Origin of the sequence: Pseudomonas sp. M2, assembly GCF_015751845.1 — a bacterium.
Classification (GTDB): domain Bacteria; phylum Pseudomonadota; class Gammaproteobacteria; order Pseudomonadales; family Pseudomonadaceae; genus Aquipseudomonas; species Aquipseudomonas putida_E.
In genome coordinates this window covers 2,983,031-3,008,339 of record NZ_JADOUD010000001.1, presented here as the reverse complement: position 1 = coordinate 3,008,339, position 25,309 = coordinate 2,983,031, and the positions used below count along the sequence as shown (strand labels likewise).

The 25,309-nt window shown below is 62.6% G+C and carries 25 protein-coding genes; 8 read left to right on the top strand and 17 right to left on the bottom strand.

The window, feature by feature from the left end; translation table 11 throughout:
* Positions 1 to 11: 11 nt before the first annotated feature.
* Positions 12 to 485 (bottom strand): tRNA (adenosine(37)-N6)-threonylcarbamoyltransferase complex ATPase subunit type 1 TsaE, encoded by a 474-nt coding sequence (gene tsaE / locus IWW33_RS13970; RefSeq protein WP_174142034.1) that lies wholly within the window; start codon positions 483 to 485, stop codon positions 12 to 14.
* A complete protein-coding gene (locus IWW33_RS13965) occupies positions 473 to 1,333 on the bottom strand; it encodes an NAD(P)H-hydrate dehydratase (RefSeq protein WP_046788101.1) in 861 nt (286 codons plus the stop codon). Before IWW33_RS13965 ends, tsaE begins: the two co-directional genes overlap by 13 nt.
* 65 nt (positions 1,334 to 1,398) lie before the next feature.
* On the opposite strand from IWW33_RS13965, the gene queG reads away from it, so the two are divergent.
* The gene (queG, locus tag IWW33_RS13960; RefSeq protein ID WP_115273761.1) at positions 1,399 to 2,463 is read left to right on the top strand and encodes a tRNA epoxyqueuosine(34) reductase QueG; all 1,065 of its coding nucleotides are present in this window, start codon (positions 1,399 to 1,401) and stop codon (positions 2,461 to 2,463) included.
* A gap of 28 nt (positions 2,464 to 2,491) precedes the next feature.
* On the opposite strand, the gene IWW33_RS13955 is transcribed toward queG, so the two are convergent.
* Both IWW33_RS13955 and orn read right to left on the bottom strand, forming a co-directional pair.
* The gene (locus tag IWW33_RS13955) at positions 2,492 to 3,103 is read right to left on the bottom strand and encodes a trimeric intracellular cation channel family protein (protein WP_003249516.1); all 612 of its coding nucleotides are present in this window, start codon (positions 3,101 to 3,103) and stop codon (positions 2,492 to 2,494) included.
* Positions 3,104 to 3,196: 93 nt separating this feature from the next.
* A complete protein-coding gene (orn, locus tag IWW33_RS13950; protein ID WP_046788103.1) occupies positions 3,197 to 3,739 on the bottom strand; it encodes an oligoribonuclease in 543 nt (180 codons plus the stop codon).
* A 160-nt stretch (positions 3,740 to 3,899) separates the two neighbouring features.
* Here orn and rsgA point away from each other — a divergent pair, with 160 nt between their 5' ends.
* Entirely contained in the window at positions 3,900 to 4,931 is a 1,032-nt protein-coding gene (gene rsgA, locus IWW33_RS13945) for a small ribosomal subunit biogenesis GTPase RsgA (RefSeq protein WP_046788104.1), read from the top strand.
* A 114-nt stretch (positions 4,932 to 5,045) separates the two neighbouring features.
* Positions 5,046 to 5,525, top strand: coding sequence for a molecular chaperone Tir (locus IWW33_RS13940; protein ID WP_115273760.1), 480 nt, complete (start codon positions 5,046 to 5,048; stop codon positions 5,523 to 5,525).
* 29 nt (positions 5,526 to 5,554) lie between these two features.
* On the opposite strand, the gene motB is transcribed toward IWW33_RS13940, so the two are convergent.
* Both motB and motA read right to left on the bottom strand, forming a co-directional pair.
* Positions 5,555 to 6,574, bottom strand: a complete 1,020-nt coding sequence (motB, locus tag IWW33_RS13935; protein WP_115273759.1) for a flagellar motor protein MotB — start codon at positions 6,572 to 6,574, stop codon at positions 5,555 to 5,557.
* A 3-nt stretch (positions 6,575 to 6,577) separates the two neighbouring features.
* A complete protein-coding gene (motA, locus tag IWW33_RS13930; protein WP_046788106.1) occupies positions 6,578 to 7,429 on the bottom strand; it encodes a flagellar motor stator protein MotA in 852 nt (283 codons plus the stop codon).
* 130 nt (positions 7,430 to 7,559) lie between these two features.
* Here motA and IWW33_RS13925 point away from each other — a divergent pair, with 130 nt between their 5' ends.
* From IWW33_RS13925 to asd, 3 genes are read left to right on the top strand one after another with little or no spacing between them, the layout of a single operon-like run.
* Positions 7,560 to 9,095 carry an HDOD domain-containing protein gene (locus IWW33_RS13925; RefSeq protein WP_115273758.1) on the top strand — a complete coding sequence of 512 codons (1,536 nt, stop codon included), beginning with the start codon at positions 7,560 to 7,562 and terminating at the stop codon, positions 9,093 to 9,095.
* A 44-nt stretch (positions 9,096 to 9,139) separates the two neighbouring features.
* Complete coding sequence (locus IWW33_RS26655) at positions 9,140 to 9,949, top strand: rhodanese-like domain-containing protein (RefSeq protein WP_174142035.1); 810 nt, start codon at positions 9,140 to 9,142, stop codon at positions 9,947 to 9,949.
* Between the two features lie 9 nt (positions 9,950 to 9,958).
* Positions 9,959 to 10,822, top strand: coding sequence for an archaetidylserine decarboxylase (gene asd / locus IWW33_RS26650; protein WP_046788109.1), 864 nt, complete (start codon positions 9,959 to 9,961; stop codon positions 10,820 to 10,822).
* A gap of 70 nt (positions 10,823 to 10,892) precedes the next feature.
* On the opposite strand, the gene serB is transcribed toward asd, so the two are convergent.
* Positions 10,893 to 12,107, bottom strand: a complete 1,215-nt coding sequence (gene serB, locus IWW33_RS13915; protein ID WP_046788110.1) for a phosphoserine phosphatase SerB — start codon at positions 12,105 to 12,107, stop codon at positions 10,893 to 10,895.
* 134 nt (positions 12,108 to 12,241) lie between these two features.
* On the opposite strand from serB, the gene IWW33_RS13910 reads away from it, so the two are divergent.
* Positions 12,242 to 13,708 (top strand): AhpA/YtjB family protein, encoded by a 1,467-nt coding sequence (locus IWW33_RS13910; protein ID WP_115273757.1) that lies wholly within the window; start codon positions 12,242 to 12,244, stop codon positions 13,706 to 13,708.
* 73 nt (positions 13,709 to 13,781) lie between these two features.
* Here IWW33_RS13910 and IWW33_RS13905 read toward each other — a convergent pair whose 3' ends face one another.
* From IWW33_RS13905 to IWW33_RS13865, 9 genes are all read right to left on the bottom strand, one after another.
* On the bottom strand, positions 13,782 to 14,492 hold the full coding sequence (locus IWW33_RS13905; RefSeq protein ID WP_046788112.1) for an ABC-type transport auxiliary lipoprotein family protein: 711 nt from the start codon (positions 14,490 to 14,492) through the stop codon (positions 13,782 to 13,784).
* A gap of 175 nt (positions 14,493 to 14,667) precedes the next feature.
* On the bottom strand, positions 14,668 to 16,926 hold the full coding sequence (parC, locus tag IWW33_RS13900; RefSeq protein ID WP_046788113.1) for a DNA topoisomerase IV subunit A: 2,259 nt from the start codon (positions 16,924 to 16,926) through the stop codon (positions 14,668 to 14,670).
* Between the two features lie 10 nt (positions 16,927 to 16,936).
* On the bottom strand, positions 16,937 to 17,455 hold the full coding sequence (locus IWW33_RS13895) for a TIGR02281 family clan AA aspartic protease (RefSeq protein ID WP_046788114.1): 519 nt from the start codon (positions 17,453 to 17,455) through the stop codon (positions 16,937 to 16,939).
* A complete protein-coding gene (locus tag IWW33_RS13890; protein ID WP_115273755.1) occupies positions 17,452 to 18,438 on the bottom strand; it encodes an esterase-like activity of phytase family protein in 987 nt (328 codons plus the stop codon). The genes IWW33_RS13895 and IWW33_RS13890 overlap by 4 nt, the downstream gene beginning before the upstream one ends.
* Positions 18,435 to 20,339, bottom strand: a complete 1,905-nt coding sequence (gene parE, locus IWW33_RS13885; protein WP_012316499.1) for a DNA topoisomerase IV subunit B — start codon at positions 20,337 to 20,339, stop codon at positions 18,435 to 18,437. Before parE ends, IWW33_RS13890 begins: the two co-directional genes overlap by 4 nt.
* A 35-nt stretch (positions 20,340 to 20,374) precedes the next feature.
* Complete coding sequence (locus IWW33_RS13880; protein ID WP_046788117.1) at positions 20,375 to 20,983, bottom strand: YqiA/YcfP family alpha/beta fold hydrolase; 609 nt, start codon at positions 20,981 to 20,983, stop codon at positions 20,375 to 20,377.
* A 133-nt stretch (positions 20,984 to 21,116) separates the two neighbouring features.
* A complete protein-coding gene (gene cpdA / locus IWW33_RS13875) occupies positions 21,117 to 21,920 on the bottom strand; it encodes a 3',5'-cyclic-AMP phosphodiesterase (protein ID WP_174142036.1) in 804 nt (267 codons plus the stop codon).
* A gap of 84 nt (positions 21,921 to 22,004) precedes the next feature.
* A complete protein-coding gene (locus tag IWW33_RS13870; protein ID WP_042111790.1) occupies positions 22,005 to 22,457 on the bottom strand; it encodes a DUF1249 domain-containing protein in 453 nt (150 codons plus the stop codon).
* Complete coding sequence (locus IWW33_RS13865) at positions 22,448 to 23,065, bottom strand: NUDIX domain-containing protein (RefSeq protein ID WP_012316503.1); 618 nt, start codon at positions 23,063 to 23,065, stop codon at positions 22,448 to 22,450. Before IWW33_RS13865 ends, IWW33_RS13870 begins: the two co-directional genes overlap by 10 nt.
* 185 nt (positions 23,066 to 23,250) lie before the next feature.
* Between IWW33_RS13865 and IWW33_RS13860 the strand changes: the two genes are divergently transcribed.
* The gene (locus IWW33_RS13860) at positions 23,251 to 23,997 is read left to right on the top strand and encodes an RsiV family protein (protein WP_115273752.1); all 747 of its coding nucleotides are present in this window, start codon (positions 23,251 to 23,253) and stop codon (positions 23,995 to 23,997) included.
* Here the strand turns inward: IWW33_RS13860 and cytX are convergent.
* Positions 23,966 to 25,249 (bottom strand): putative hydroxymethylpyrimidine transporter CytX, encoded by a 1,284-nt coding sequence (gene cytX, locus IWW33_RS13855; protein ID WP_046788120.1) that lies wholly within the window; start codon positions 25,247 to 25,249, stop codon positions 23,966 to 23,968. The genes IWW33_RS13860 and cytX overlap by 32 nt on opposite strands.
* Positions 25,250 to 25,309 lie beyond the last annotated feature (60 nt).

Sequence of the window (25,309 nt, the reverse complement as noted above, 5' to 3'; positions counted from 1 at the left end):
ACCTACCCCACTTACTGTTTATAGTGTTTGGCCAGCGCAATGCACCAGGCCTCGCCGCGAGCCCCCTGCGGCGCAAGGATCAGCGAGCGTCCGCCCGCTTGGGGTCTTATGGTAATGGTCAGGTCAGGCTTTGGCAAAACGCCCGCACCCTTTTCTGGCCACTCGAACAGACACAGCGGATCTCCCTCGAAATAGTCGCGAATGCCCATGAACTCCAGTTCCTCCGGATCGACCAGGCGATACAGGTCGAAATGGTAGGCGCGCACCTCACCGATCTCGTAGGGTTCAACCACGGTGAAGGTCGGGCTTTTCACTGCACCAGTATGGCCCAAGCCGCGAATAAGGCCACGGGACAGCGTAGTCTTGCCCGCGCCCAGGTCGCCCTCGAGAAAGATGATGCCGCGACCGCCGGTCACCTCGGCCAGTGATGCACCGAATTTGACCGTAGCCTCTTCATCGGCCAGAAACAGGGTTATGCCAGACACGCAGAATGCTCCTCCAACAACTCACGAATGACCGGCGCCAGATCACTGGCCGCCAGGCCTCTACCTTTCACACCCAACCGCTCGCCGGCACACGCGTGCAACCACACTCCAAGACTCGCGGCCTGCCAGGCGTCCAGCCCTTGAGCCAATAACGCCGCCAGTACACCGGTGAGCACGTCACCCAAGCCTGCCCCTGCCATTGCCGGATGCCCGCGCTGGCACAGCGCCAACTGCCCCGACGGGTCCGCCACCAACGTACCGGCGCCCTTGAGCACGCAGACACTGGCATAGCGGCGCGCCAGCTTGCGAGCAGCGCCCGGCCGGTCGGCCTGTACCGCCTCGGTGGAAATGCCCAGCAGCCGCGCGGCCTCCCCCGGGTGCGGAGTGAGGATACTGCCACTGGGTAATGCCAGGGGCGTGCGCGCCAGCAGGTTGAGTGCATCGGCATCCCACACTTGCGGCCGCTCGGCATTGGCAACAGCCGACAGCAGGCTGCGCCCCCAGGCGGCCTGGCCCAGGCCCGGGCCGACCACCAGCACCGAAGCGCGCTCCAATACCCCCATCAGCTGGTTGGCCGAATCGACCCCCAGGCACATGGTTTCGGGCAAGCGGGCAAGGCTTGCGGCCACGTGATCGGGGCGAGTCGCCACGCTGACCAGCCCGGCGCCGCAGCGTAGCGCGGCTTCGGCGCTCAGCAGCACTGCGCCACCGGTACCGAGGTCGCCACCCACCACCAGCACGTGGCCGAAGTCACCTTTATGGGCGTGCGGATGCCTGGCGGGCAGGCGCGTGACGGTCACGCTGCTTAGCAGGAGCGGGGCATGGCTTGGGTGTTTGGTCTGCGGCATGGGGTCAAAGGCTCCAATGTCTGGCAGAATTATACGCACCTGAGCCCGTATTGCCTTGCCCATCCATGTCCGCTTGCACACTTGACCTCGCCGCCCTGGCCCAATCGATCAAAAATTGGGGCCGAGAACTCGGTTTTGCCCACGTCGGCATCGCCGGTGTGGACCTTGGCGAGCACGAACAGCACCTGCAGCGCTGGCTCGACGCCGGCTACCAGGGCGAAATGGAATACCTGGCCGCCCACGATGGCAAACGCGCCCACCCCGACCAGTTGATCCCTGGCACCGTGAGGGTGGTTTCGCTGCGTATGGACTACTTGCCCGGCGATACACAGATGGCTCAACGCCTGGCCCAGGCGGAAAAAGCCTACGTATCGCGCTATGCCCTTGGCCGCGATTACCACAAGCTGGTGCGCAAACGCGTGCAGCACCTGGCCGATCGCATCCAGGAAGACATCGGTCCGTTCGGTTACCGGGCGTTCGTCGACAGTGCCCCGGTGCTGGAAAAGGCCATTGCCGAACAGGCGGGGCTAGGCTGGATCGGCAAGAACACGCTGCTGCTCAATCGCAAGGCCGGCAGCTATTTCTTCCTGGCCGAACTGTTCGTCGACCTGCCACTGCCGGTAGACGAGGCGCATGCCAGCGAGCATTGCGGACGCTGCCAGGCGTGCCTGGACATCTGCCCGACCAAGGCCTTTGTCGGGCCCTATGTGCTGGATGCCAGGCGCTGCATTTCTTACCTGACCATCGAGTTGAAGGGCGCCATCCCCGTGGAATTGCGCTCGATGATGGGCAATCGGGTGTTCGGTTGCGATGACTGCCAGATCGTCTGCCCGTGGAATCGTTTTGCACGTCCAACCCAGGAAAACGACTTCAAGCCCAGGCATGGCCTGGAGAATGCCGAGCTGGCCGAGATGTTCCTGTGGGATGAAAAGACTTTTCTACGCAAGACCGAGGGCGGGCCTTTGCGGCGCGCCGGGTATGAGCGCTGGCTACGCAACCTGGCGGTGGGCCTGGGCAATGCGCCGTCGACGATTCCGGTGCTGGAAGCCTTGAAGGCGCGCCGGGAAGACCCGTCGGAGCTGGTGCGTGAGCATGTGGAGTGGGCGCTGGCGCGGCATGGCATTACATAGCCGGGGCCGCCAAGCAGCCCCTGAGGTTTCACTGCTGGTCGTTGTAGTGAAACTTCGGCATTTCCCAATGGAAGCGGATCGCCAATAGCCGAACCAGGAACCCACCAAACAAGGTCAGCAGCATGGCCTGCTCTGCCGGCACCTTGAAATACACACAGCCCAGGTAAAACCACGCCGCGGCAAAAGACACGCTGGCATACAGTTCACGCCGGAACACCAGTGGGATGTCGTTACAGAAAATATCCCGAAGGATCCCACCGAACACCCCTGTAATGACCCCGCTGATCGACGCCACCAGCATGCCCTGCCCCATCTCCAGCGCAGTCATGCAGCCAATCAGGGTAAAGGCCACCAGCCCCAAGGCATCCAGCACCAGGAACAGTGACCGCAGGCGGCGCATCATCGGTGCGATGAAAATCGTCAGCAGCGCGGCAAAGCTGGTCAGCACCAGGTATTCCGGATGCTTCACCCAAGTCAGTGGGTAGTGCCCGAGCAGCACATCACGCACCGAGCCACCACCCAGGGCAGTCACACAGGCGATCAGTACCACGCCAAACCAGTCCATGCCACGCCGCCCGGCAGACAGGGCGCCGGTCATGGCTTCGGCGGTGATGGCAATAAGGTAGAGCATCAACAACATGGCGCGGGTCCGTGCGGGAAAGGCGCGCAGTCTAACCAGTTGCCCAAGGCACCAAAAGAGGGCGCGCGCACATTCTATGCGCCCTTTTTCGACTCACACCTTGATGAAGTGCGTGCGGTAGTGGCGCAGTTCGGCAATCGACTCGCGGATATCGTCCAGCGCCAGGTGGGTGCTGCCCTTCTTGAAGCTGTCCCGCACGTCCGGTGCCCAGCGCGCAGCCAGCTCCTTCACGGTGGAGACATCGAGGTTGCGGTAGTGGAAGTAGTTTTCCAGGCTGCGCATATGGCGATAGAGAAAGCGGCGATCCTGGCAGATGCTGTTGCCACAGATCGGCGACTTGCCTTTGGGAACCCATTGTTCCAGGAAGGCGATGGTCTGCGCTTCGGCCTCGGCCATGCCGACCTTGCTTTCGCGTACACGCTGGGTCAGCCCCGAGCCGCCATGGGTGCGGGTATTCCACTCGTCCATGCGCGCCAGCACTTCGTCACTGTGGTGGATGGCGATCACCGGCCCTTCGGCCAGCGTGTTCAGCTCGCTGTCGGTGACGATGGTGGCCATCTCGATGATGACGTCGTTGTCCGGATCCAGGCCGGTCATTTCCAGATCGATCCAGATCAGGTTCTGTGGGTTCTGCATGAAGGGCTCCTCGTATAGGCCGTCATATTAGCCTAGCGGCATAGCCCCGCGCATTCCCGGCGCAAAGGTAACCAGAATGGTCCGCCGCCCGTCGTGCTAAACTGCCTGCCGTTTTCAATGCCCCACCACGGCTCTCTCACGCAACTCGCACGGAACACTAATGGCCAAACGCCAGCTCAATCGCCGCCAAAACTGGCGTATCGAAAAGATCCAGAACGAACGCGCCGCTCGCGCTGCCAAACGCGAGCAGCATGCGCTGCAGGAGCTTGAAGGGGGCGACCTGGGGCCGGAGCAACTGGGCCTGGTGATCGCTCACTTTGGCGTGCAGGTCGAGGTGGAGGCCAAGGACGGCGAGTCTGCAGGCCAGGTATTCCGCTGCCACCTGCGCGCAAACCTGCCGGCGCTGGTCACCGGTGACCGCGTGGTCTGGCGTGCCGGCAACCAGGGCATTGGCGTAATCGTCGCGCAGATGCCGCGCAGCACCGAGCTGTGCCGGCCGAACAACCACGGTCAGCTCAAGCCGGTTGCCGCCAACGTCGACCTCATCGTGATCGTCTTCGCGCCAGCGCCCGAACCGCACCCGAACCTGATCGACCGTTACCTGGTCGCTGCCGAGCACGCGGGTATCCGCCCACTGCTGCTGCTGAACAAGGCCGACCTGATCAACGACGAGAACGGCCCGGCCCTGCATGCCTTGCTCGAGGTGTACCGCGACCTCGGCTACCCGCTGCTGGAGGTTTCCGCCCACCATGGCGACGGCATGCAGCGCCTGCAGCAAATGCTGGACGGCCATATCAGCGTGTTCGTCGGCCAGTCGGGTGTGGGCAAGTCTTCTCTGGTCAACAGCCTGCTGCCGGCTGCCGACACCCGGGTCGGTGACCTGTCCGAATGGTCGGGCCAAGGCACCCACACCACCACCACCGCGCGCCTTTACCACTTCCCCAATGGCGGCGACCTGATCGACTCGCCAGGCATCCGGGAGTTCGGCCTTGGCCATGTCAGCCGCGACGATGTGGAAGATGGCTTCATCGAGTTCCGCGACCTGTTCGGCACCTGCCGCTTTCGCGACTGCAAGCATGATCGCGAGCCAGGCTGCGCGCTGCTCACGGCACTGGAAGACGGCCGTATCAAGCAGCAGCGCATGAACAGCTACCGCTCGATCATTGCCAGCCTGCCGGAAGACAGCTACTGATTCGTAGGAAATATTACCGGGGCGCGTAGGGCTATTCCGGTTTTGCCGTCATCTATTGCCCCGCCTGCAGCTTTCCCTGATGGTCATGACTTCCTATCAGGGAGGGCAACCGCGATGCCGGTTTTAATCACTTACCGCCACGAAGAGCGGCTTGACGCCTTTATCCTCAATGAACGCTTGCTGCTCGAAAGCATTCCCGCGCAGCTGGTCCTGTTCGACTGCCAAGGGCAGACCCGCGAAGATCTGTATTGCAGCTTCTGTCGATACATGAGCGATGCAACCCACTGGATTGGGCTTTTGTCCGAATGGGCCGCCGCAGACTGGTGGACACCCTGGCTGCTGGGGGCTGCAGTCATGAGCAGCCGGCGTGTCAGCTTTTATCAAAGAAACGGCGGCGCTCTGCCTGAGTGCTTTGGCAAATGGCCGGTAATGCGCGAGCGCAGGCACATCGACCTGTTTGTGCGGGCCTATCACGATGAGTGCACGTTCACCCGCGCCATGACGTTGCCGCCGGGGCGCGGAAGCTGCGCCGACAGGGACAATGCTGACTTCTTTCATGCGGATCTGAAGGCCAAGATCCGGCGGGGGTTCTGATGAATCGGGGCCGCTGGGCGGCCCCTGCGTCACTGGTCGTTGGGCTCGTCCATCCTCAAGGTGCCTTCCTCGAAGATGTTCAGCTTCTGGCGCAGTTCACGCGGCTGCATCGGTGCATCCTGCGCAGCAGGTGCCGCCGAAGCATCAGGCGCAGCGCCGGCAGGCGGCGCTGGCTGGCTTGGCTGTGCAGGCGACGTACCCTGCTCACCCTCAATGTTGCGCTGGGCCTTCTTGGTCAGGACGATGATGTCGATACGGCGGTTTACCGGGTTGAACGGGTCTTTGCGGTCGAACAGCGAAGACGACGCATAACCCACCACCCGCGCGACCTGGTCATCCGGATAGCCACCGGCAACCAGCGCACGCCGTGCGGCATTGGCGCGATTGGCCGACAGCTCCCAGTTGCCGAACTCGCCGCTGTCCGAATAAGGCTTGGCATCGGTGTGACCACTGACGCTGATCTTGTTCGGCACCGCCTTGATGGTGTCGGCCATGGCCAGCAGAATGTCCTCGAAATACGGCTGCAGGCGGGCGCTGCCGATGTCGAACATCGGCCGGTTCTCGGCATCCATGATCTGGATGCGCAGGCCGTCCTGAGTGATCTCGAAGAGAATCTGGTCCTTGAACTTCTGCAGCTGGGGGTTTTCCTCGACCTTGTTCTGCAGCTCCTGCAACAGCAGTTCGAGGCGTTCTCGCTCAACCTGTTCAGCCAAGGTCTCGACCTGGTCCTTGTCCAGCTGAATGCTGGTATCGGGCGTAGGCTCGGACTTCTCCTCCGGGTTGATGGTCTTTTCCGGCGCCAGCTGGGGCGAGCCGCCAAGGTCGATCACGTAGGGCGTACCGCTTTCGGAGAAACCGATCGGGTCCTTGAAGTAGCCGGCAATGGCGATCTTCTGCTCCGGCGTTGCGGTGGACAGCAGCCACAGCACCAGAAAGAACGCCATCATCGCCGTGGCGAAGTCAGCGAAAGCGATCTTCCAGGCGCCGCCATGGTGGCCACCACCGTAGCGCTTGACGCGCTTGATGATTATCGGCTGATTGTTTTCCATGGCTCAGCGACCGCGAACTGCTTGTTCCAGCTCGACAAAGCTCGGGCGATGCTTCGGATACAGCACCTTGCGCCCGAATTCAACGGCCAGCGAAGGTGGCATGCCAGAGGCCGAAGCGACCAGCGAAGCCTTGATCGACTCATAGAGGTTGAGCTCTTCCTTGGCATCGTGCTCCAGGCACTTGGCCAGCGGGCCGAAGAAACCATAGGCTGCAAGGATACCGAAGAAGGTACCGACCAGCGCGGCGCCGACGTGCAGGCCGATGGAGGCCTGGTCGCCCTCGCCCAGAGACGCCATGGTCACCACGATACCCAGTACTGCCGCGACGATACCGAAACCGGGCATGCCGTCGGCAATGCCGTTGACCGCATGCGACGGGTGCTCGAGCTCTTCCTTCATGCTCAACAGTTCCATGTCGAACAAGCCTTCGAGCTCGTGGGGGGCCATGTTGCCGGTGGACATGATGCGCAGGTAGTCGCAGATGAAGGCAGTCATGCGTTCATCACCCAGCACCGCTGGGTATTTGGCAAAGATCGGGCTGGCCGCGGCGTCCTCGATATCGCCCTCGATCGCCATCATGCCTTCGCGACGGCTCTTGTTGAGGATTTCGTACACCAGGCCCAGCACTTCCAGGTAGAAAGTATGGGTGAAGCGCGTGCCGAACATCTTCAGCGACTTCTTGATTACATGCATGGTCATGTAACCGGGGTTGGCCTGCATGAAGGCGCCAAAGGCTGCACCGCCGATGATCAGCACTTCGAACGGCTGGATCAGTGCCGCGATCTTGCCGTGGGAGAGCACATATCCGCCGAGCACGCTCGCGAATACGACGATGATGCCGATAATTTTAGCCATAGGTTCAAAGCACTTGCTGTCGTGGTCAGGATGAGGGACGGGAGCTTTAAAACTCTTCTTCTACTTATCGGCAGAACTGCGCCAGACTATAGCCACTCAAAGCGAAAAGCCAGTTCGGACTGATGTCAAAATGCCAATGGAATCCAAGGTGCCCACTCAGAATCCGCGTACGCTAGAGGCCTGGGTAAAGCTGCTCGACGGTATTCGTGTTCCGGTACCGAAGCAGAGTTACGACCGGGTCATGAGCGCTATCAACGATAGCCGCCGTTCGCTTCGCGATATCGCCGAACTGATGCAGGACAGCCCGGCCCTGGTGCTGTCGGTGATGCGCGAGGCCAATCATCCCGCCAACGCCAGCCAGGCAGAACCCGCCGAAAGCCTGGAAATCGCCCTTAACAGGCTGGGCCTGGCGCGCAGCAGGGAATTGCTTACCCGCCTGCCAGCGCTGCCGGACGACGACATACCGCCGGTACTGCGGCAGTTCCTGCTGATCAGCCAGCATGCTTCGCAGCAAGCCAGCGGCCTGTTCGCCAGCCGCCTGGCGCGGCTGTGGCAGGAAATTCACTGGGGTAGCCTGCTGTTCCTCTCGCCCCTATGGCCGATGGCCCTGGCCTACCCCAAGCTGCTCGATGCCTGGGAACTGCGGGTTATCCACAAGGGCGAAGAGGCGCAAGAGGTCGAGCTCGAGCTGTTTGGCGTGCGCATCCTGGCACTGTGCCAAGCCATGGCTGAACACTGGCGCCTGTCGCAATGGGTAACCCAGGGTTACCGCATGCTGCTCGAAGAGCGTGAGCAGCTGGGGCAGATACTGAGCATCGCCCGCGACGAAGACCTGCTCAGCCAACAGCACCGCCTGGACGAGGCGCCGGCACTGAGCCGCTGGTTCAACCAGCCGGCCAATACCGTGCTGCTGGCCAACAACCTGGCCCTGGCGGCACAGGTAGGCTGGGACAACCCGCACCTGCTGCGCTGGCAATTGCTCACCGCGCTGTACCTGCAGACCACACTGGAGGACGTGCAACAGCAAGTTCACCAACAGGCCGCCGCCAGTGCCCGCCGGCACGCCAGGCATGCCTTGTTCCACCCTGCCGAGGCCTTGATCTGGCCCTGGGAACAGCGTCGCCCGCATCCGGACATGCTGACGCCACCACCGCCTTCCAGCGAGGCGCTCGGCCATTGGCGCAAGCTGTGCCAGGAGCTGCTGGCACAGCCCAGCCCGTTCACCAATACCGTGCATCTGGCCACCCAGGCCCGCGAAGCACTGTTGGCCTGCGGCATGCAGCGCATCATGCTGCTGACCCTGGACAAGGCCAGTGATTACCTGCGCGTGCAGCAAACTGCCGGCTTGCCCAAGGAGGCTGCAGCCATCGCCTTGCCTGTCACGCAGAGCAAGCTTTTGCAGAAGCTGGTCGGGCAGGCCGCGCAGCTGCGCCTGTCACCAGACAACCATGCCCAGTTCGCGGCCCTGCTGCCGGCCCCATTGCGTGCGTTCTTCCGTAGCGAACACCTGTTGCTGCGCTCGCTGGCAGTCAACAACCAGGTACTGATGCTGGCGGTGGCCGACCAAGGCGGCAAACCGCTGGCCGATGTCAGTGTCCAGGCGTTCGGCAAAACCGCGCAATGTATCGAGCGCGCCCTTGCGGTGTTTGCCAACCGCAATGCCTGACCCTTGCGCTACAATCGCCCCTCTTTCCACACTGGAGACCGTGGATGACTGATTTTGCCGGACTACCGCTGGTGATCGAGCCCGCGGACCTGCTTGCGCGCCTGGCTTCCCCCCAGCTGATCCTGGTCGACCTGAGCAGCGCCAACCGCTATGTCAGCGGTCATATCCCGGGCGCCCGCTTCGTCGAAGGCAAACGTACCCAGCTGGGCATGCCGCCCGCGCCGGGGCTTTTGCCGGCCATTGGCGACCTGGAAAAACTGTTCAGCGAACTCGGCCACCGGGATGATGCGGTCTACGTGGTGTACGACGATGAGGGCGGCGGCTGGGCCGGGCGCTTCATCTGGCTGCTCGACGTCATCGGCCACAAGGCCTGCCATTACCTCAATGGCGGCATCCAGGCCTGGCCGGCGGACAAGCTCTCGACGGAGGCACCCGCGCCCGCCACCGTACCGGTACGCCTGCAATTGCACAGCGAACCGACTGCCACTCGCGAATACCTGCAAAGCCGCCTGGGCGCCGATGACCTGGTGATCTGGGATGCCCGCGCCCCGCAAGAATTCTCTGGTGAAAAGGTCCTGGCAGCCAGGGGTGGCCATATACCCGGCGCGGTCAACTTTGAATGGACGGCCGGCATGGACCTCAACGACCATCTGCGCATCCGCAAGGACATCGCCGAAGTCCTCCAGCAACTGGGCATCACCCCCGACAAGGAGGTGATCACCCATTGCCAGTCCCACCGCCGCTCCGGTTTTACCTACCTGGTGGCCAAAGCCCTCGGCTATCCACGCGTCAAGGCCTATGCCGGCTCGTGGAGCGAATGGGGCAACCACCCGGACACGCCTGTAGAAGTTTAAGGAACCTGCATGAAATCCCGTCTGTTCATCATCAGCCAGTACCTGCTGCCGCACCATCTTCTGTCGCGGCTTGCCGGCTGCGTCGCCGAGTGCCGCTCACGCTGGTTCAAGAATGCCTTCACCGCCTGGTTCGCCAAGCGCTACCAGGTGAACATGAACGAGGCACTGGTCGAAGACCTCACCGCCTACGAGCACTTCAATGCCTTCTTCACCCGCGCCCTCAAGCCGGGTGCACGCCCGCTGGATGAAACCCCGGGGGCAATCCTGTGCCCGGCCGATGGCGCTGTGAGCCAGCTGGGCCCGATCGAGCACGGTCGCATCTTCCAGGCCAAGGGCCACAGCTTCAGCGCTCTGGAGCTGCTCGGCGGCGACCCGGCGCTGGCCGCCCCGTTCATGGGTGGTGAATTCGCTACCATCTACCTGTCACCGAAGGACTACCACCGCGTGCACATGCCGCTGGCCGGTACCCTGCGCGAAATGGTCTATGTGCCGGGTCGCCTGTTCTCGGTTAACCAGACCACCGCAGAAAACGTCCCCGAGCTGTTTGCCCGCAACGAGCGTGTGGTGTGCCTGTTCGACACTGAGCGCGGGCCGATGGCCGTCGTGCTGGTGGGGGCGATGATCGTTGCCTCGATCGAGACCGTGTGGGCCGGCCTGGTCACTCCACCCAAGCGCGAACTTAAAACCTTCCGCTATGACGAAGGCAGCCGTGCGCCGATCCATCTGGAGAAGGGTGCGGAACTGGGCCGCTTCAAGCTGGGCTCTACGGCTATCGTGCTGTTTGGGCCGGAGCAGGTGAAGTGGGCTGAAACCCTGGGTGCCGGTTCGGCAACGCGCATGGGTGAGCTGTTGGCGGTTCCCGCGCAGGCTTGATTCTGGCAAAAAATGAAAAGGCCCTGCATGACTGAAGTCATGCAGGGCCTTTTTGTCAGCGAGGCTTGTGTCAGCCCCGCGCGTCGCGGTCGCGCAGCCCCAGCAGATACAGCACGCCGTCCAGCCCCAGAGTCGAGATGGCCTGCTTGGCCGATTGACGTACCAGTGGCTTGGCGCGGAAGGCGACGCCCAGGCCGGCCAGCGACAGCATCGGCAGGTCGTTGGCACCGTCACCTACGGCAATGGTCTGCTCCAGTTGCAGGCCCTCTTCGCTCGCCAAATGCTGCAGCAGTTCTGCCTTGCGCTGGGCATCGACGATGGGCTCGACGGCCACGCCGGTCACCTTGCCATCGACCACTTCCAGCTCGTTGGCGAACACGTAATCGATGCCCAGGCGTGCCTGCACCTGCTTGGCAAAGTAGGTGAAGCCACCCGAAAGGATTGCAGTCTTGTAGCCCATGCGCTTGAGCTCGGCGAACAGGTTCTCGGCACCTTCGGTGAGGCGCAGCGAAGCACCGATCTGGTCCAGCACACCAACATCCAGGCCTTTGAGCAGCGCCATGCGCTCCTTGAAGCTGGCGCGAAAGTCCAGTTCGCCGCGCATTGCACGTTCGGTAATCGCCGCCACCTGCTCGCCGACACCTGCAGCCTTGGCCAGTTCGTCGATGACTTCGGCTTCGATCAGGGTCGAATCCATGTCAAACACGGCCAGGCGGCGGTTGCGACGGAACAGGTCGTCCTTCTGGAAGGCGATGTCGATGTTCAGCGCTTCGGACAATGCAAAGAAGTCGGCGCGCAGCGCCTGGGCATCGCTTGGCTCACCGCGGACGGAAATTTCCAGGGCAGCCTTGCCTTTCTCGCGCTGCGCGCCCAGGGCAACACGTGCAGACAGGCGCTCGATCCGCTCGATGGTCAGGCCATATTGGCTGATGACCGCGCTGACACTCTGCAGTTGCTCCGGGGTGATCTTGCGGCTGAGGACGGTAGCGATATAGCGAGCCTCGCCCTGACCATCGGCCCAGTGCTGGTAATCGGACTCGGAAATCGGCGTGTAGCGGGCCTGCAGATTCAGCTCATGGGCCTTGGACTGCACGCTTTGCAACAGGCTGGTGGCCACTTCGTTGTCCGGTATATCGACCAGAATGCCGAACGACAGGGTGCCGTGCATGACAGCCAGGCCGATGTCGAGAATGTTCACACCGCCCTGGAGCAGGACGCCGGTGATGGCGGCAGTGAGACCCGGACGGTCCTCACCGGTGATGTTGATCAGAACGATTTCGCGCACAACCTGGCTCCGACTTCGATGAAAAATGCGCATTCTACCGATTTTCCGTGACCATCGGGCGCCAACGATACTTTGCCGACAAAACTCGGGTCGCTATACTGCGCGCACTTTCATGCCATTAAGAGCCGCGCTCTGTGAACCGGCCCACGCCCGTCAAACCAGACAACTTCTTCCTCATGATCTTCCGTGCCCTGCGCCAACGTCGCGTTCCCCTGGCACTGCGCATCGCCAGCACCAACATTTTCTTGGTGGCGCTGGCGCTGGTGATCTATGCCTGCGTGATGGGTCTGCAGTTCAAGCAGGCCATGCACGAGCAGGCTGACGCCCTTGGCCAGAGCCTGACCACCCAGACAGCCACATCGGCGACCGAGCTGCTGGTGTCCAACGACATCCTCAGCCTCAACGTGCTGTTGGGCAACCTGGTGAAGAACCCGCTGGTGGCCCATGCGGCTATATATAGCGTGGATAGCCGCATCCTGGCCGAGGCCGGGCAGCGCCCACGCAACAGCCTGCTGGGTGAGGCCGAAGGCCTGTACCAGACCAAGATCACCTTCCAGGACGTGACCGCCGGGCAACTGCGCATCAGCCTGGACATGAGCCAGTTCCAGCAGCCGATGCTGATCAGCCTGCAGAGCATGGGCATCCTGGCCGCGATCCTGCTGGCCCTGGCGCTGAGCCTGAGCCTGCGCCAAGGCCGCCACATCACCCTGCCGCTGCTGCAACTGCGCGTATGGTTGCGCGACCCGCACCCCTACACCCCGGCAATCGATCGTCAGGATGAGATCGGCGATATTGCCCGCCAGTTGCATGCCCGCCTGGCCCCGCCGCCACCTCCGGAACCTGAGCCGGAGGAGTACGAAGACGAAGACGACTTCGACGACCTGCACGATACCCCTGCGCCGGTCAAAGCCGCGCCACGGGCCAAGGTTGCCGCCCAGGTAGACGACGAAGACGACGATGAAGCCTTTGCCGGCCTGCTGGACCACGAAGAAAGCGCGCCGAAGGCCGCCGTAGTCGACTCCGACGAGCCGCAGAGCACTGCGGTGCTGGCCGTTCAGCTAGGCTCGCAGGAGCAACTGCGCCGGCTGCCACGCACCCGCCTGACCGAGCTGCTGGAACGCTACCGCGACTGCCTGGAGCAGGCCGCGTCGCTGTACGATGGCGAGACCCACACGCTCAACGACGGCAGCACTCTGGTGCTGTTCCACAGCCGCGACTGCGGCGAGGATTACCTGACCAACGCAATCTGCTGCGGCGAGCTGCTGCGCGCCCTCGGCCACGCCCTGCAGATCGAGGTAGCCGACAGCGGCATCACCTTGCAACTGCAACTGGGCCTGGCCTTGGGCGATGACCTGCATGGGCTGGAACAGGTAGACCTGCTGATGACCGAAAAAGCCCAGGACGCCCTGGCTCTTTCCCAGCACAGCCGCAACCTACTGCTGGTGGAGCGGCAGATCAGTGATGACTCGCTGATTCGCCAGCGTGCGCGGATTCGGCCGATTGCCAGCCCTGAAGGCGCCTGCTGTGTCGAGCGCTTGATGGAGCCTTACCCCTCGATGCTGGAGCGACAGTTGGCGCGGATGCACGAGCGCAGGGTCTGATATCGAGCCCCCTGCTCTGACACCCACAAAAAAGCCCGCACATGTGCGGGCTTTTCTGTATCTGGGGCAAACATCAGAACCGATAAACTTCCATATCGGTCCGGATAGGGGAAGCCATGGGGATCTTCGACTTCTCCGGTGTTTTCTTGACCTGAACCGGTGCTGCAGGTTTTTTGCGCGACTCTTCGGCAATCGCTGGCTGGTTGGCCAAGGGTTTGACTGCAGCGCTCAACTGCTCTGCCAGCTTCTGCAACAACTGCCCCTGAGCCTGCACCTGCGACGACTCGCTGCCTTCGTGCGGCTGCTCGAGGTGAACGATACGGTTGTCGCGCACATTGCCGCGACGGTCCAGCAAACGCCATTGCGCGTCGAGGATGGCCGGCTGGTTCTTGCCCGAGTCCAGACGGGTGATCGACAGCAATACCTGTACGTCAGGCGAGAAGCCACTGCTGGCCGGCGCCAGAACGACCCGTTGGCTGTCCAGGCGCCAGGCCAGCTGACGCACCAACAGTTGATCGATGTCTGCCGACAGGCTACCGGCCCAACGACCGTCCGTCGCCGAACTCAGGCTGCCATCAGCCTGGCGCTGCAAAAAGGTTTCACGCTGCAGGTAATCGGCAACCGATACCGGGCCGAGCACCACGGCCATGCCCGCACTCTGCGAGGGCTGGCCAGGATCACCGCTGTCGAGCTGATACAGGGCAACCGGCTGATGCATGCTGCATCCGCTCAGCCCCAGCAGGCCCGTCATCAATAGCGCAAATGGAAGGCGCAGAAATTTCATTCATCCCATCCAGGCGGTCGCCACCAGGCTAACCGCATTGATACTGATATAGATTCAATCGGGCACACGGCCACGCCGGCACCACAAGGGCACTATCATCCGCGAAATGTCGGTCCGACTCCAGCATTTCTGCCTGGAACGGCGCTGAAATTGCCGCCCCAGACATTTCTACCGGTTACGCCGGAACTTCCACCTGCAAACCGTCAACGCGCTGGAACCCGCGCGGCAGCTTGCTACCCCGCCGTCCACGCTCGCCCTTGTAATGCTCAAGGTCGTCCGGCTTCAAAGACAGGGTACGCTTGCCAGCTTGCAATACAAGGGTCGCGCCCTCGGGGATCACCGCCAGATCTGTAACATATTCTTCACGGCTGGCGACCCGATCACCGGGCACACCGATGATCTTGTTGCCCTTGCCTTTGCCCAGTTGTGGCAGGTCAGCGACCTTGAACACCAGCAAGCGGCCTTCGGTGGTCACTGCCGCCAGCCAGTCCTGCTCACGGTTGGCCACCGGGCGCGGACCGATGACCTTGGCACCGTTAGGCAGGCTGAGCAGCCCCTTGCCGGCCTTGTTCTTGGCCTGCAGGTCCTCACCTTTGACCACAAAGCCGTAACCGGCATCCGATGCCACCACGTACAGCGCATCATCGTCCGGCAACAGCACGCACTCGAAGGTAGCCCCCGGCGGCGGCGTCAGGCGACCGGTCAGCGGCTCGCCCTGGCCACGCGCCGATGGCAAGGTATGCGCCGCCACAGAGTAGCTGCGCCCGGTGGAGTCGATGAGCACGGCAAACTGGTTGGAACGCCCCGCCGCTGCAGCCTTGAAGCCATCCCCGGCCTTGTACGACAGGCCGGTTGCATCGATATCGTGGCCTTTGGCGCAACGCACCCAGCCTTTTTCCGACAGCACGACCGTGACTGGCTCCGTCGGCATCAGCTCGTTTTCCGACAGCGCCTTGGCTTCGGCGCGCGCGACGATCGGCGACCGGCGGTCGTCGCCGTAAGTTTCCGCATCCTTGATCAGTTCGCTGCGCACCAGCTTGCGTAGCTTGGCATCGCTGCCGAGCAGGGCCAGCAGCTTGGCCTGTTCCTTGAGCAGTTCGTCCTGCTCACCGCGGATTTTCATCTCCTCCAGACGGGCCAGCTGGCGCAGGCGCGTCTCGAGGATGTAGTCGGCCTGGATTTCGGTGAGGTCGAAACGAGCGATCAATGCCTGCTTGGGATGCTCCTCGGTACGGATGATGTGGATGACTTCATCGAGGTTGAGGAATGCAGTGAGCAAGCCTTCCAACAGGTGCAGGCGCCTCTCGACCTTCTCCAGGCGATGCTGCAGGCGGCGACGAACGGTACCGATACGGTACTGCAGCCACTCCAGGAGCAAGGCACGCAGGTTCTTGAGCTGCGGCCGGCCATCCAGGCCGATGATGTTGACGTTGACCCGATAGCTGCTTTCCAGCTCGGTAGTGGCGAACAGGTGCTGCATCAGTTCATCGGCATCCACCCGATTGGAGCGTGGGATGATCACGATACGGCAGGGGTTTTCATGGTCCGACTCGTCACGCAGGTCAGCGACCATCGGCAGCTTCTTCGCCTGCATCTGCGCGGCGATCTGCTCCAGCACCTTGGCCCCGGAGACCTGGTGCGGCAACGCAGTGACGACAATGTCGCCGTCCTCGACCCGGTATACGGCGCGCATACGGATCGAACCGCGGCCGCTTTCGTAGATCTTGAGGATCTCGGCACGCGGCGTGATGATTTCAGCTTCGGTCGGGTAGTCCGGCCCCTGGATGTGTTCACACAGTTGCTCAAGGGTGGCCTTGGGCTCGTCGAGCAGGCGCACACAGGCACTGGCCACTTCGCGCAGGTTATGTGGCGGCACGTCGGTGGCCATGCCGACGGCAATACCGGTGGTGCCGTTTAGCAGGATGTTCGGCAGCCGTGCCGGCAATACTGCAGGCTCCTGCAGGGTACCGTCGAAGTTGGGCACCCAGTCCACGGTACCCTGGCCCAGCTCACCGAGCAGCACCTCGGAGTAGCGCGACAGGCGCGCTTCGGTGTAACGCATCGCCGCGAACGACTTCGGATCGTCCGGCGCACCCCAGTTACCCTGGCCATCGACCAGCGTGTAGCGGTAGCTGAACGGCTGCGCCATCAGCACCATGGCTTCGTAGCAGGCCGAATCGCCGTGGGGGTGGAATTTACCGAGCACGTCGCCGACGGTACGCGCCGACTTCTTGTGCTTGGCATCGGCATCGAGCCCCAACTCGCTCATGGCATAGACGATGCGTCGTTGCACAGGCTTGAGGCCGTCGCCGATGTGCGGCAAGGCCCGATCCATGATCACGTACATGGAATAGTTGAGGTAGGCCTGTTCGGTGAAGTCAGCCAGCGAACGGCGTTCGACGCCGTCGAGGCTGAGTTCCAGTGAGTCGCTCATGCGGGCCTCGTCATTTCAGGTTCTGGCGCAGCAGCATGGTGCCGCCGCGCTGGGTAAATTCAAGTTGTTTCAGAGCGCTCATGCCGAGCAGCACCGTCTGCCCATCCAGCCCCGGCACCACCAGGGCGCGCACGCCCTGCAGGCGGATGTCCCCCAGTTGCAGGCTGTCCAGTCGCGTGCGGTAACCTTCGGTGCGACCGTTGGCGGTGCTGAGGATGACCGGGCTGCCACGTTGCAGGCTCAGGTCACGGGCCAGCGCCTCGGGGATCGCCACGTCGGTGGCTCCGGTATCGAGCATGAAATGCACAGCCTTGCCGTTGATCGCGCCATCTGCCACGAAATGGCCCTGGCCATTGCCCAGCAGGCGCACTTCGATGAAGCCTTCGCCGTGCTCGGACTGCACCTGGGTATTGGGGTTGCGCTCGCGCGCCTCCCATTCACCGAAAAAGCGCGTAGCCAGGAACATCGCCGCCGCCCAGGCGACGATCATCAGTACCCTGCCCGCACGCTTGCCCGGTGGCTGGCTCATGGTGTGGTGCTCCAACCGCCCTGCGGCGCGGCGAAGCGCCAGACGACCGGCCGGCTTTCACCATCGGCGCGGTCAGCGTTGTTGTTGTCAAGACCGATCCATGCGCCCTTGGTATCGATGACCAGCGCTTCGGCCAGGCCGAACGGCTGATCATAGCGTCGCTCGGGTACCAGAGCATCGGCTGCGAACGACCAGCAGCGCTCGACCTCACCGCTGTCGGCATGGCGTCGGCACACACGGTATGCATTACGTTCGAGGGTGAACAGCTTGCCCTCGAACCAGGCCAGGTCGGCGAAATCACGCGAAAGCGCACGGGCATTGGGCATTTGAGGCGGTTGCATCTCGACCCCGGCTTCACTGAGCAGTACGCAAGTGCGTCCGCACGTCCATACCGACTGCTGGCGCTCTATCTTTACCAAGCCGCGGCGCTCACGCTCGGCCGCAAGCCACAGGCGGTCACCGGCAGGGTTGATCGCCAGGCCTTCGAACAGGGCATTGAAGTTCAGCAGCATGCCAGTGGCCCTGGCCTGGCGCATCATCGCCGGGTCAACCCTGAGCCAGGCAGGCGCGCCTACGACCGGCAGTTGCAACACGGCCACATGCGCTTCGCTGACCAGGTAGATATTACCGGCCTGATCGCAAGTGATACCTTCGTAATCAAACTGGCCACCACGAATGTACGACACCGCCCAGTTGCGCGACTTCAGCCCCCAGGGCAACCCGCTCTCCGGTACCGGGGGCGGGGAAAAAGTCAAAGGCTGGGCGCGCCACACCTCATTGTGCTGGTCGAAGCGGTAGATACGGTCATCATCACGGTCTGAAACACCCCACAGCGCACCCCGGCAAAAAGCCAGCCCGGACAGATTGCCGCCGCGCATGCCGTCAATCGGATGCTCGGATGCCAGCTTCAGCTCCGGCCAGTCGGCTGCCAGGCTCGGCAGAGTAACCAGCGTCAATAAAACCGCGACAAACAGACGAATCAAACCAGAACCTCGGCCAGATTGCCTTTGGTCTCCAGCCAGTTCTTGCGATCGCCCGCGCGTTTCTTGGCCAGCAGCATATCCATGATTTCGGTAGTACCCTGCAGGTCATCCAGTGTCAGCTGGACCAGGCGCCGGGTGTTCGGGTCCATGGTGGTTTCGCGCAATTGCGGCGGGTTCATCTCGCCCAGCCCCTTGAAGCGGGTGACCTGTGGCTTGCCACGCTTTTTCTCGGCCACCAGGCGGTCGAGAATGCCGTCGCGTTCAGCCTCGTCGAGGGCGTAGTAGATTTCCTTGCCAAGGTCGATACGGTACAGCGGCGGCATGGCGACATAGACGTGGCCTGCTTCGACCAACGGACGGAAGTGCTGGACGAACAGCGCGCACAGCAGGGTCGCGATGTGCAGGCCGTCGGAGTCGGCGTCGGCAAGGATGCAGATCTTGCCGTAGCGCAGTTGCGACAGGTCGGCAGCGCCCGGGTCGACACCGATGGCCACGGCGATGTTGTGCACTTCCTGGCTGGCCAGTACCTCGCCACCGTCCACTTCCCAGGTATTGAGGATTTTGCCGCGCAGCGGCAGGATCGCCTGGAATTCCTTGTCACGAGCCTGCTTGGCAGAGCCACCGGCCGAATCACCCTCGACCAGGAACAGCTCGGCCCGCATTGGGTCCTGGCCTGCGCAGTCGGCCAGCTTGCCCGGCAGCGCAGGGCCCTGAGTGACGCGCTTGCGCTCGACTTTCTTGCTGGCCTTGAGGCGGCGGCCGGCGTTGCTGATGGCCAGTTCCGCCAGTTGCATGCCCAGCTCGGGGTGTGCATTGAGCCACAGGCTGAAGGCATCCTTGACCACGCCCGAAACGAATGCCGCAGCCTCGCGGGACGACAGGCGCTCTTTGGTCTGCCCAGAGAACTGTGGCTCCTGCATTTTCATCGAGAGCACGAAAGTGATGCGTTCCCAGACGTCTTCGGGCGCCAGCTTGACCCCACGCGGCAGCAGGTTGCGGAACTCGCAGAACTCGCGCATGGCATCGAGCAGCCCCTGACGCAGGCCATTGACGTGGGTACCGCCCTGGGCGGTGGGGATCAGGTTGACGTAGCTTTCCTGAACACTGTCACCACCTTCTGGCAGCCACAGCAAGGCCCAGTCCACGGCTTCCTTGTTACCGGCCAGGCTGCCGCAGAAGGGCTCGTCCGGCAGGCGCTGGAACTCGCTGACCGAGTCGACCAGGTAGGAACGCAGGCCATCCTCGTAGTGCCATTCGACCTTCTCGCCGCTGGCCTTGTCCTCGAAGCTGACCAACAGGCCCGGGCACAATACGGCCTTGGCCTTGAGCACGTGCTTGAGGCGGCTGATGGAAAACTTGGGAGAATCGAAATACTTCGGGTCGGGGCTGAAGTACACACTGGTGCCGGTGTTGCGTTTGCCGACCGTACCGACCACCTCCAGCTCGCTGGCCTTGAAGCCATCGGCGAAGGTCATCTGGTATTCATTGCCGTCCCGCTTGACGCGCACGCGCACCTGGGTCGACAGGGCATTGACCACCGAGATGCCGACGCCGTGCAGGCCCCCGGAGAACTGGTAGTTCTTGTTGGAGAACTTGCCGCCGGCGTGCAGCTTGGTGAGGATCAGCTCGACCCCCGATACACCCTCTTCCGGATGGATATCCACCGGCATGCCGCGGCCATCGTCGCTGACCTCCAGCGAGTGGTCGGCATGCAGGATGACCTGCACCGAACGGGCGTGGCCAGCCAGGGCTTCGTCGACACTGTTGTCGATGACTTCCTGGGCCAGGTGGTTCGGCCGGCTGGTATCGGTGTACATGCCCGGCCGTTTACGGACCGGGTCAAGGCCCGAGAGGACTTCGATGGCGTCTGCGTTATAGGCGCTAGCGCTGGGATTGGCCATGGGTTCTCGTCGTCAGTCTGGTGAATGCGAAAAAATCAAAATACAGAAAAATCGAGCGCCGCATACTGCCCCCGGGCAACTCCGGCGAAGGCAAGCAGGGCTGGTATCTGCTCGGCAAAACCCTGGTAGCCATGGTCGCCACCGGCCTGGATACGCAACGCGCACGCCCGGTAATAACGCTCGGCGTGTCGATAGTCCAGGGTTTCATCGGCGGTCTGCAACCACACTTGATAGCGGCTGGCGTCCGCTGGGGCCGGCACTTCCAGTTCAGCGAGGGCCTGGACATGATCGTGGGTCAGTTCCCAGGTTTCGCCGCTGTAGTGGTTGCGCTGGGTGCCCAGGTAGCCGTCGAACAGTTTGTGCGGGGTGACCGCCGGGTTGATCAGCAGGGCGTTGAGGCCATGGCGCTCGGCCAGATGGGTGGCATAGTAGCCGCCGAGCGAACTGCCGACCAGCAGGGGCGCCCCCAGTTCGGCGATGGCGGCTTCGAGCTGTGCAATGGCCTGGCGCGGGTGATGGTGCAAGGCGGGTACGCGCAACTGGCCTGACAGACCTAGCTGCTGCATCACAGCCTGGAGCTGACGCGCCTTGGTGGAGAGCGGTGAGCTGTTCAAGCCATGGATATAGAGGATGGAACCCGACATGCTGCCCCCGGAATCTTTGGCTTCGCGCCCGATGGTGGAGGCGCAGGGATGCGCAGTGTAGCGTGTTCGCCGTGTTTTGGCGCTGCGGCGGGTTTTTCGCAACAATTTTTGGGCTGCACGGCGGCCCCTGGTTTCAATAGCCCAGGCTATCAAAATCGAGCTTCACCTCAAAGTCCGTGGCCCGCTGCACCCCGGTCTCCAGCCGCCCGTCGGCATGCAGGCGCAACCACCGGTAACCCGGCTGCTCCTCGCTCACCTTGAAGTCTTCGCTACGAGCGGCGAACTGTATGCAGGTCGATGGCGTGGCCAGCAGGCGCAAACCGCCACGCAGCTCATCCCACTCCTGATGAATATGCCCCCAAAGCAGCGCCTTCACCTGTGGATAACCCTCAAGCCGGCGCAACAATTCGTCAGCATTGCGCAAACCGATCGGTGCTATCCAGGCGCAGCCGATATCCACAGGTTGATGGTGACAGCAGACCAGGCAATGGCGCCCCCCTGCCGACACCAGCGCATCATCGAGCAGCGACAGCTGTGCCGGCTCAAGCAGCCCATGGGTCGCACCTTGCACCGCCGAATTGAGCATGATGATACGCCAGGCGCCGATATCGGTTACCGCCTGCACCAGCTCCGGCGCCACCTCGGCCATGACCCTGGCTTCATCATGATTACCCGGCAACCAGCGCGCCGGTACGGCGAAGTCACCCGTCAGATCACGGAACGCCTGATACGAGGCAGCACTGCCATCCTGCGAAAGATCACCGGTGCACAGCAGCAAATCGACACACGGCTGTTCGCGGCGCACCTGGGCGATCACATGGCGCAGGCTATCGCGCGTGCGCAGCCCCAGCAGCGTGCCCGCAGGGTCAGCGAACAGGTGAGCGTCAGTCAATTGCACCACGCATACGGGTGCCTGAGAGGGGTCTGGGTGCGGCACCGGCCGTCTCCTCGGGGAATTCAGCACGAATTATGGCGGGGGATTGGTTGCGAGCAAATAGTCGAAACCGACCGGCATCACATTTCAGCGCACACTTGCCAGCTCGTGACCACAGGCCAGGCAGTGGCTCAGCCATTCCCCGAGAAACAGATTGAGCTGGGCCTTTTCATCCGGCTGGTGCATGGACTGGTTGGGGTACGGGTAGATGCTGCGCAGGCGCCGGGTATGCTCGGCGCTGACCACTTCGGCCATGCGCGCATCGTGGTACACCTGCACCTCCAGGTGGGGCACCGGTAGCCAAGGCAGGCTGTGCTCCTGGCGCACCCGCAGGGTGGTGGTGTAGGGGCAGGCCAGCACCACATCGAGCACCAGCACGCCGAGCATCTGGTCGCCCTGGGTCATGCCGATGCGGCGCGAACTCTGGGTGGTACGCATGTCGGGAAGCAGGCGCATGAGCCGGGCGTAGTTGGCTTCACAGGCTGCCTGCAGCCCGGCCAGATCGACCCGATAACGCTCACGCAGCAGGTTCACTTCCACATACCTCGTACTTCATCTCTGTTGAGCGCCAGCCATTGCAGGCCAATGATCGTCGCCGCATTGCAGATGCGCCCGTCGCGCACGGCCTGCAAGGCATCTTCGAACGACCAGACCCGCACGCGGATATCTTCGCCCTCTTCTTCCAGGCCATGCAGCCCCCCGGCGCCTTCGCTGCTGCAGCGGCCAAGGAACAGGTGCACGTATTCATCACTGCCGCCGGGCGATGGGAAATAACGGGTCATCGGCCACAGGGCGCTGAAGGTCAGACCGGCTTCTTCTTCGGCTTCACGATGAGCGACCTCTTCAGGCTGTTCGTCCTTGTCGATCAGGCCGGCAACCATCTCGATCAGCCAGGGATTGTCGACTTTATCCAGCGCGCCGACGCGAAACTGCTCGATCAACACCACTTCATCACGCAGTGGATCGTAAGGCAGCACGCAGACGGCATCATGGCGCACGAACAGTTCGCGGCTGATCTCGCGGCCCATGCCCCCGGCAAACAGCTCATGGCGCAGGCGAAGCTTGTCGAGCTTGTAGAAGCCCTGGAAGCAATTGGCCCGTTCGATGATGTCGAAGCCCTTGGGCACTGAATTCAACGCGTCTGACATGGAAATCCTCATTACCTCAAATACTGCTTCGCGCCATCCTACTCTGCACGCCTGCCTGTTTCACCCCTTTCCGGTAACCGTTCGCGCAGTCGGGACAGCGGCTCTTCTCTCTGTTAGCTTAGTGGCGAACTGAAGGCCGCGCAGGCGGTCAAAGGCCGACTTTTCCCTGTATTGCAAGGATCATCATGACACTTGTCAAACTGACTGCCGTGGCTGTGCTGGCCTTGGCCCTCGGTGCCTGCCAGAGCCTGTTCGCGCCGAATTACCGTGCCCCACTGGAGGTAAAGCGCGACGCCTGGGAGCACGTAAAGCCAGGTTGCAGCGAGAGTGACTGCCCACTGGTGAACATTGACACCATTCACTTCCCGGACCTGCCCAAGCTCGACGGCATCGTCGAAAAACGCCTGCTGCAACTGACCGAAGACAACCAGCATGGCACCGCACCAAGCACTTTGCAGGCGTATGAGCAGCAATACCTGGCCACCGCCGACAAACGCAACAGCAGCTACCTGCAAGCCAAGGTACGTGAACAGCATGACGGGCTGGTGATCATCGAGCTGTCCAGCTACCTCGACAGCGGCGGCGCCCATGGCATGCCAGGCCGGGGCTTCATCAACTATTCGCGCAAGCTGGACAAGGTGCTGACCCTGCAAGACATGCTGGTGCCGGGCCAGGAAGATACCTTCTGGAAAACGGTAGAAGAATCGCACCGCGCCTGGTTGATCAGCGTGGGCATGGACAAGGATGCCGAGTTCGTCAAAACCTGGCCATTCAAGAAGTCGCCGCACATCGCCCTGACGTACGGCGCAGTGGTGGTCAAATATGAGGTCTATACCATCGCGCCCTACTCCATGGGCCACGTGGAGTTGAAAATCCCCTACCCACGCCTGAACGGCGTGCTCAAGCCCGAACTGTTCCCCGGCCGCGGCTGAGACTCAGTAGCGCATGCAGCCCACCCGCCAGCAACAATGCCGGCAGGGTAGCGCCGAACTCTGGCGCTTGCGCAGCGATGCTGTGATAGGCCACCACACCCACCGCCCAGGCCAGCAGCGCCTGCCAGTGCAAACCATCAATTTGTGCTGGAAGGCGGCGGCGGCGGATCACGAAGTGGTCCGTCAGCACCACACCGAACAGCGGCGCGAACACCGAGCCGATCAGCAGCAGGAAGTTTTCGTACTGGGCAAGCGGCGCCAGCAGGGCAATCAGGGTGCATAGCACACCGATGCCCAACGCCAGGTACTCGACCTTCAGGCGTACCAGCAGACTGGTCGATACCGCAGCCGAGTGGATATCGGCAAAGGCCTTCTCCGACTCGTCCAGCAAAATCAGCAGCAACGGAATACCCAGCCCGGCACCGGCCAGGGCCAGCAGCAGCGCATTGGCCTCACCGCTCGGCGCAAAGGCCAGGGTGTAGGCCACGCCAAGGCTCATCAACCAGGTATTGCCAATGAAGTAACCGAGCACGGTCCCGCCGAACACTCGCTTGGCGCTGCGGGCAAAACGTGAGTAGTCGGCGATCAATGGCAACCAGGACAGCGGCATGGCGATGACGATGTCGAAGCCCACAGCCAGCGACATCGACCCATCTGCGCTGCGCCGCCACAGCTCGCCCAGGTCAGCCTTGGCGAACAGGTTCCAGGTCAGCCACAGGCAAGCGCCCAACAACAGCCAGATCCCCCATTTGCGCAGCACCTTGCGCACGAATGCCAGCGGCCCGCTGACCGCGAGCAGCGTAGCCAGGCCACCGAAGCAGAGGGTCCAGAACATCGGGCTGTTCCATAGACTGCCTTCACCGAAGGTGCGCGCGCCGAGCAGGCTGGCGGCGTCACGCATGACAATGATCTCGAACGCGCCCCAACCGACCAGTTGCAGCAGGTTGAGCAGCGCTGGCAGGCGCACGCCTTGGCTGCCCAGGCTCAGGCGCAGGGTGGCCATGGCGCAAAGGCCCGTATCGCTGCCAATCACGCCTGCCGCCCCAAGCAGCAGCACGCCCACGCCGGTGCCCAGGGCGATGGCCAGCACCGCGCCGGCCAGGCCCAGGCCTGGAGCGAGCATCGCGCCGACCTGCAGGACCATCAGGCCGATACCGAGGGAAAACCAGAGCGAGAACAGGTCGCGACCACCGAACGGGCGTTGGCTGGTGGGGACAGGGTGGTCGGGGGAAAAATGGCTGGGAGTTGTCATTGTTGTTACTCGACAAAAGAAAACAAATCGACACGGTCGTTGCAGGAGCGGCGCACCGGC

Coding starts and splice junctions, on each gene's coding strand:
- IWW33_RS13965 (WP_046788101.1), bottom strand. CDS start 1,333: ATGCCGCAGACCAAACACCCAAGCCATGCCCCGCTCCTGCTAAGCAGC.
- queG (WP_115273761.1), top strand. CDS start 1,399: ATGTCCGCTTGCACACTTGACCTCGCCGCCCTGGCCCAATCGATCAAA.
- IWW33_RS13955 (WP_003249516.1), bottom strand. CDS start 3,103: ATGTTGTTGATGCTCTACCTTATTGCCATCACCGCCGAAGCCATGACC.
- orn (WP_046788103.1), bottom strand. CDS start 3,739: ATGCAGAACCCACAGAACCTGATCTGGATCGATCTGGAAATGACCGGC.
- rsgA (WP_046788104.1), top strand. CDS start 3,900: ATGGCCAAACGCCAGCTCAATCGCCGCCAAAACTGGCGTATCGAAAAG.
- IWW33_RS13940 (WP_115273760.1), top strand. CDS start 5,046: ATGCCGGTTTTAATCACTTACCGCCACGAAGAGCGGCTTGACGCCTTT.
- motB (WP_115273759.1), bottom strand. CDS start 6,574: ATGGAAAACAATCAGCCGATAATCATCAAGCGCGTCAAGCGCTACGGT.
- motA (WP_046788106.1), bottom strand. CDS start 7,429: ATGGCTAAAATTATCGGCATCATCGTCGTATTCGCGAGCGTGCTCGGC.
- IWW33_RS13925 (WP_115273758.1), top strand. CDS start 7,560: ATGCCAATGGAATCCAAGGTGCCCACTCAGAATCCGCGTACGCTAGAG.
- IWW33_RS26655 (WP_174142035.1), top strand. CDS start 9,140: ATGACTGATTTTGCCGGACTACCGCTGGTGATCGAGCCCGCGGACCTG.
- asd (WP_046788109.1), top strand. CDS start 9,959: ATGAAATCCCGTCTGTTCATCATCAGCCAGTACCTGCTGCCGCACCAT.
- IWW33_RS13905 (WP_046788112.1), bottom strand. CDS start 14,492: ATGAAATTTCTGCGCCTTCCATTTGCGCTATTGATGACGGGCCTGCTG.
- parC (WP_046788113.1), bottom strand. CDS start 16,926: ATGAGCGACTCACTGGAACTCAGCCTCGACGGCGTCGAACGCCGTTCG.
- IWW33_RS13895 (WP_046788114.1), bottom strand. CDS start 17,455: ATGAGCCAGCCACCGGGCAAGCGTGCGGGCAGGGTACTGATGATCGTC.
- parE (WP_012316499.1), bottom strand. CDS start 20,339: ATGGCCAATCCCAGCGCTAGCGCCTATAACGCAGACGCCATCGAAGTC.
- IWW33_RS13880 (WP_046788117.1), bottom strand. CDS start 20,983: ATGTCGGGTTCCATCCTCTATATCCATGGCTTGAACAGCTCACCGCTC.
- IWW33_RS13865 (WP_012316503.1), bottom strand. CDS start 23,065: ATGTCAGACGCGTTGAATTCAGTGCCCAAGGGCTTCGACATCATCGAA.
- IWW33_RS13860 (WP_115273752.1), top strand. CDS start 23,251: ATGACACTTGTCAAACTGACTGCCGTGGCTGTGCTGGCCTTGGCCCTC.
- cytX (WP_046788120.1), bottom strand. CDS start 25,249: ATGACAACTCCCAGCCATTTTTCCCCCGACCACCCTGTCCCCACCAGC.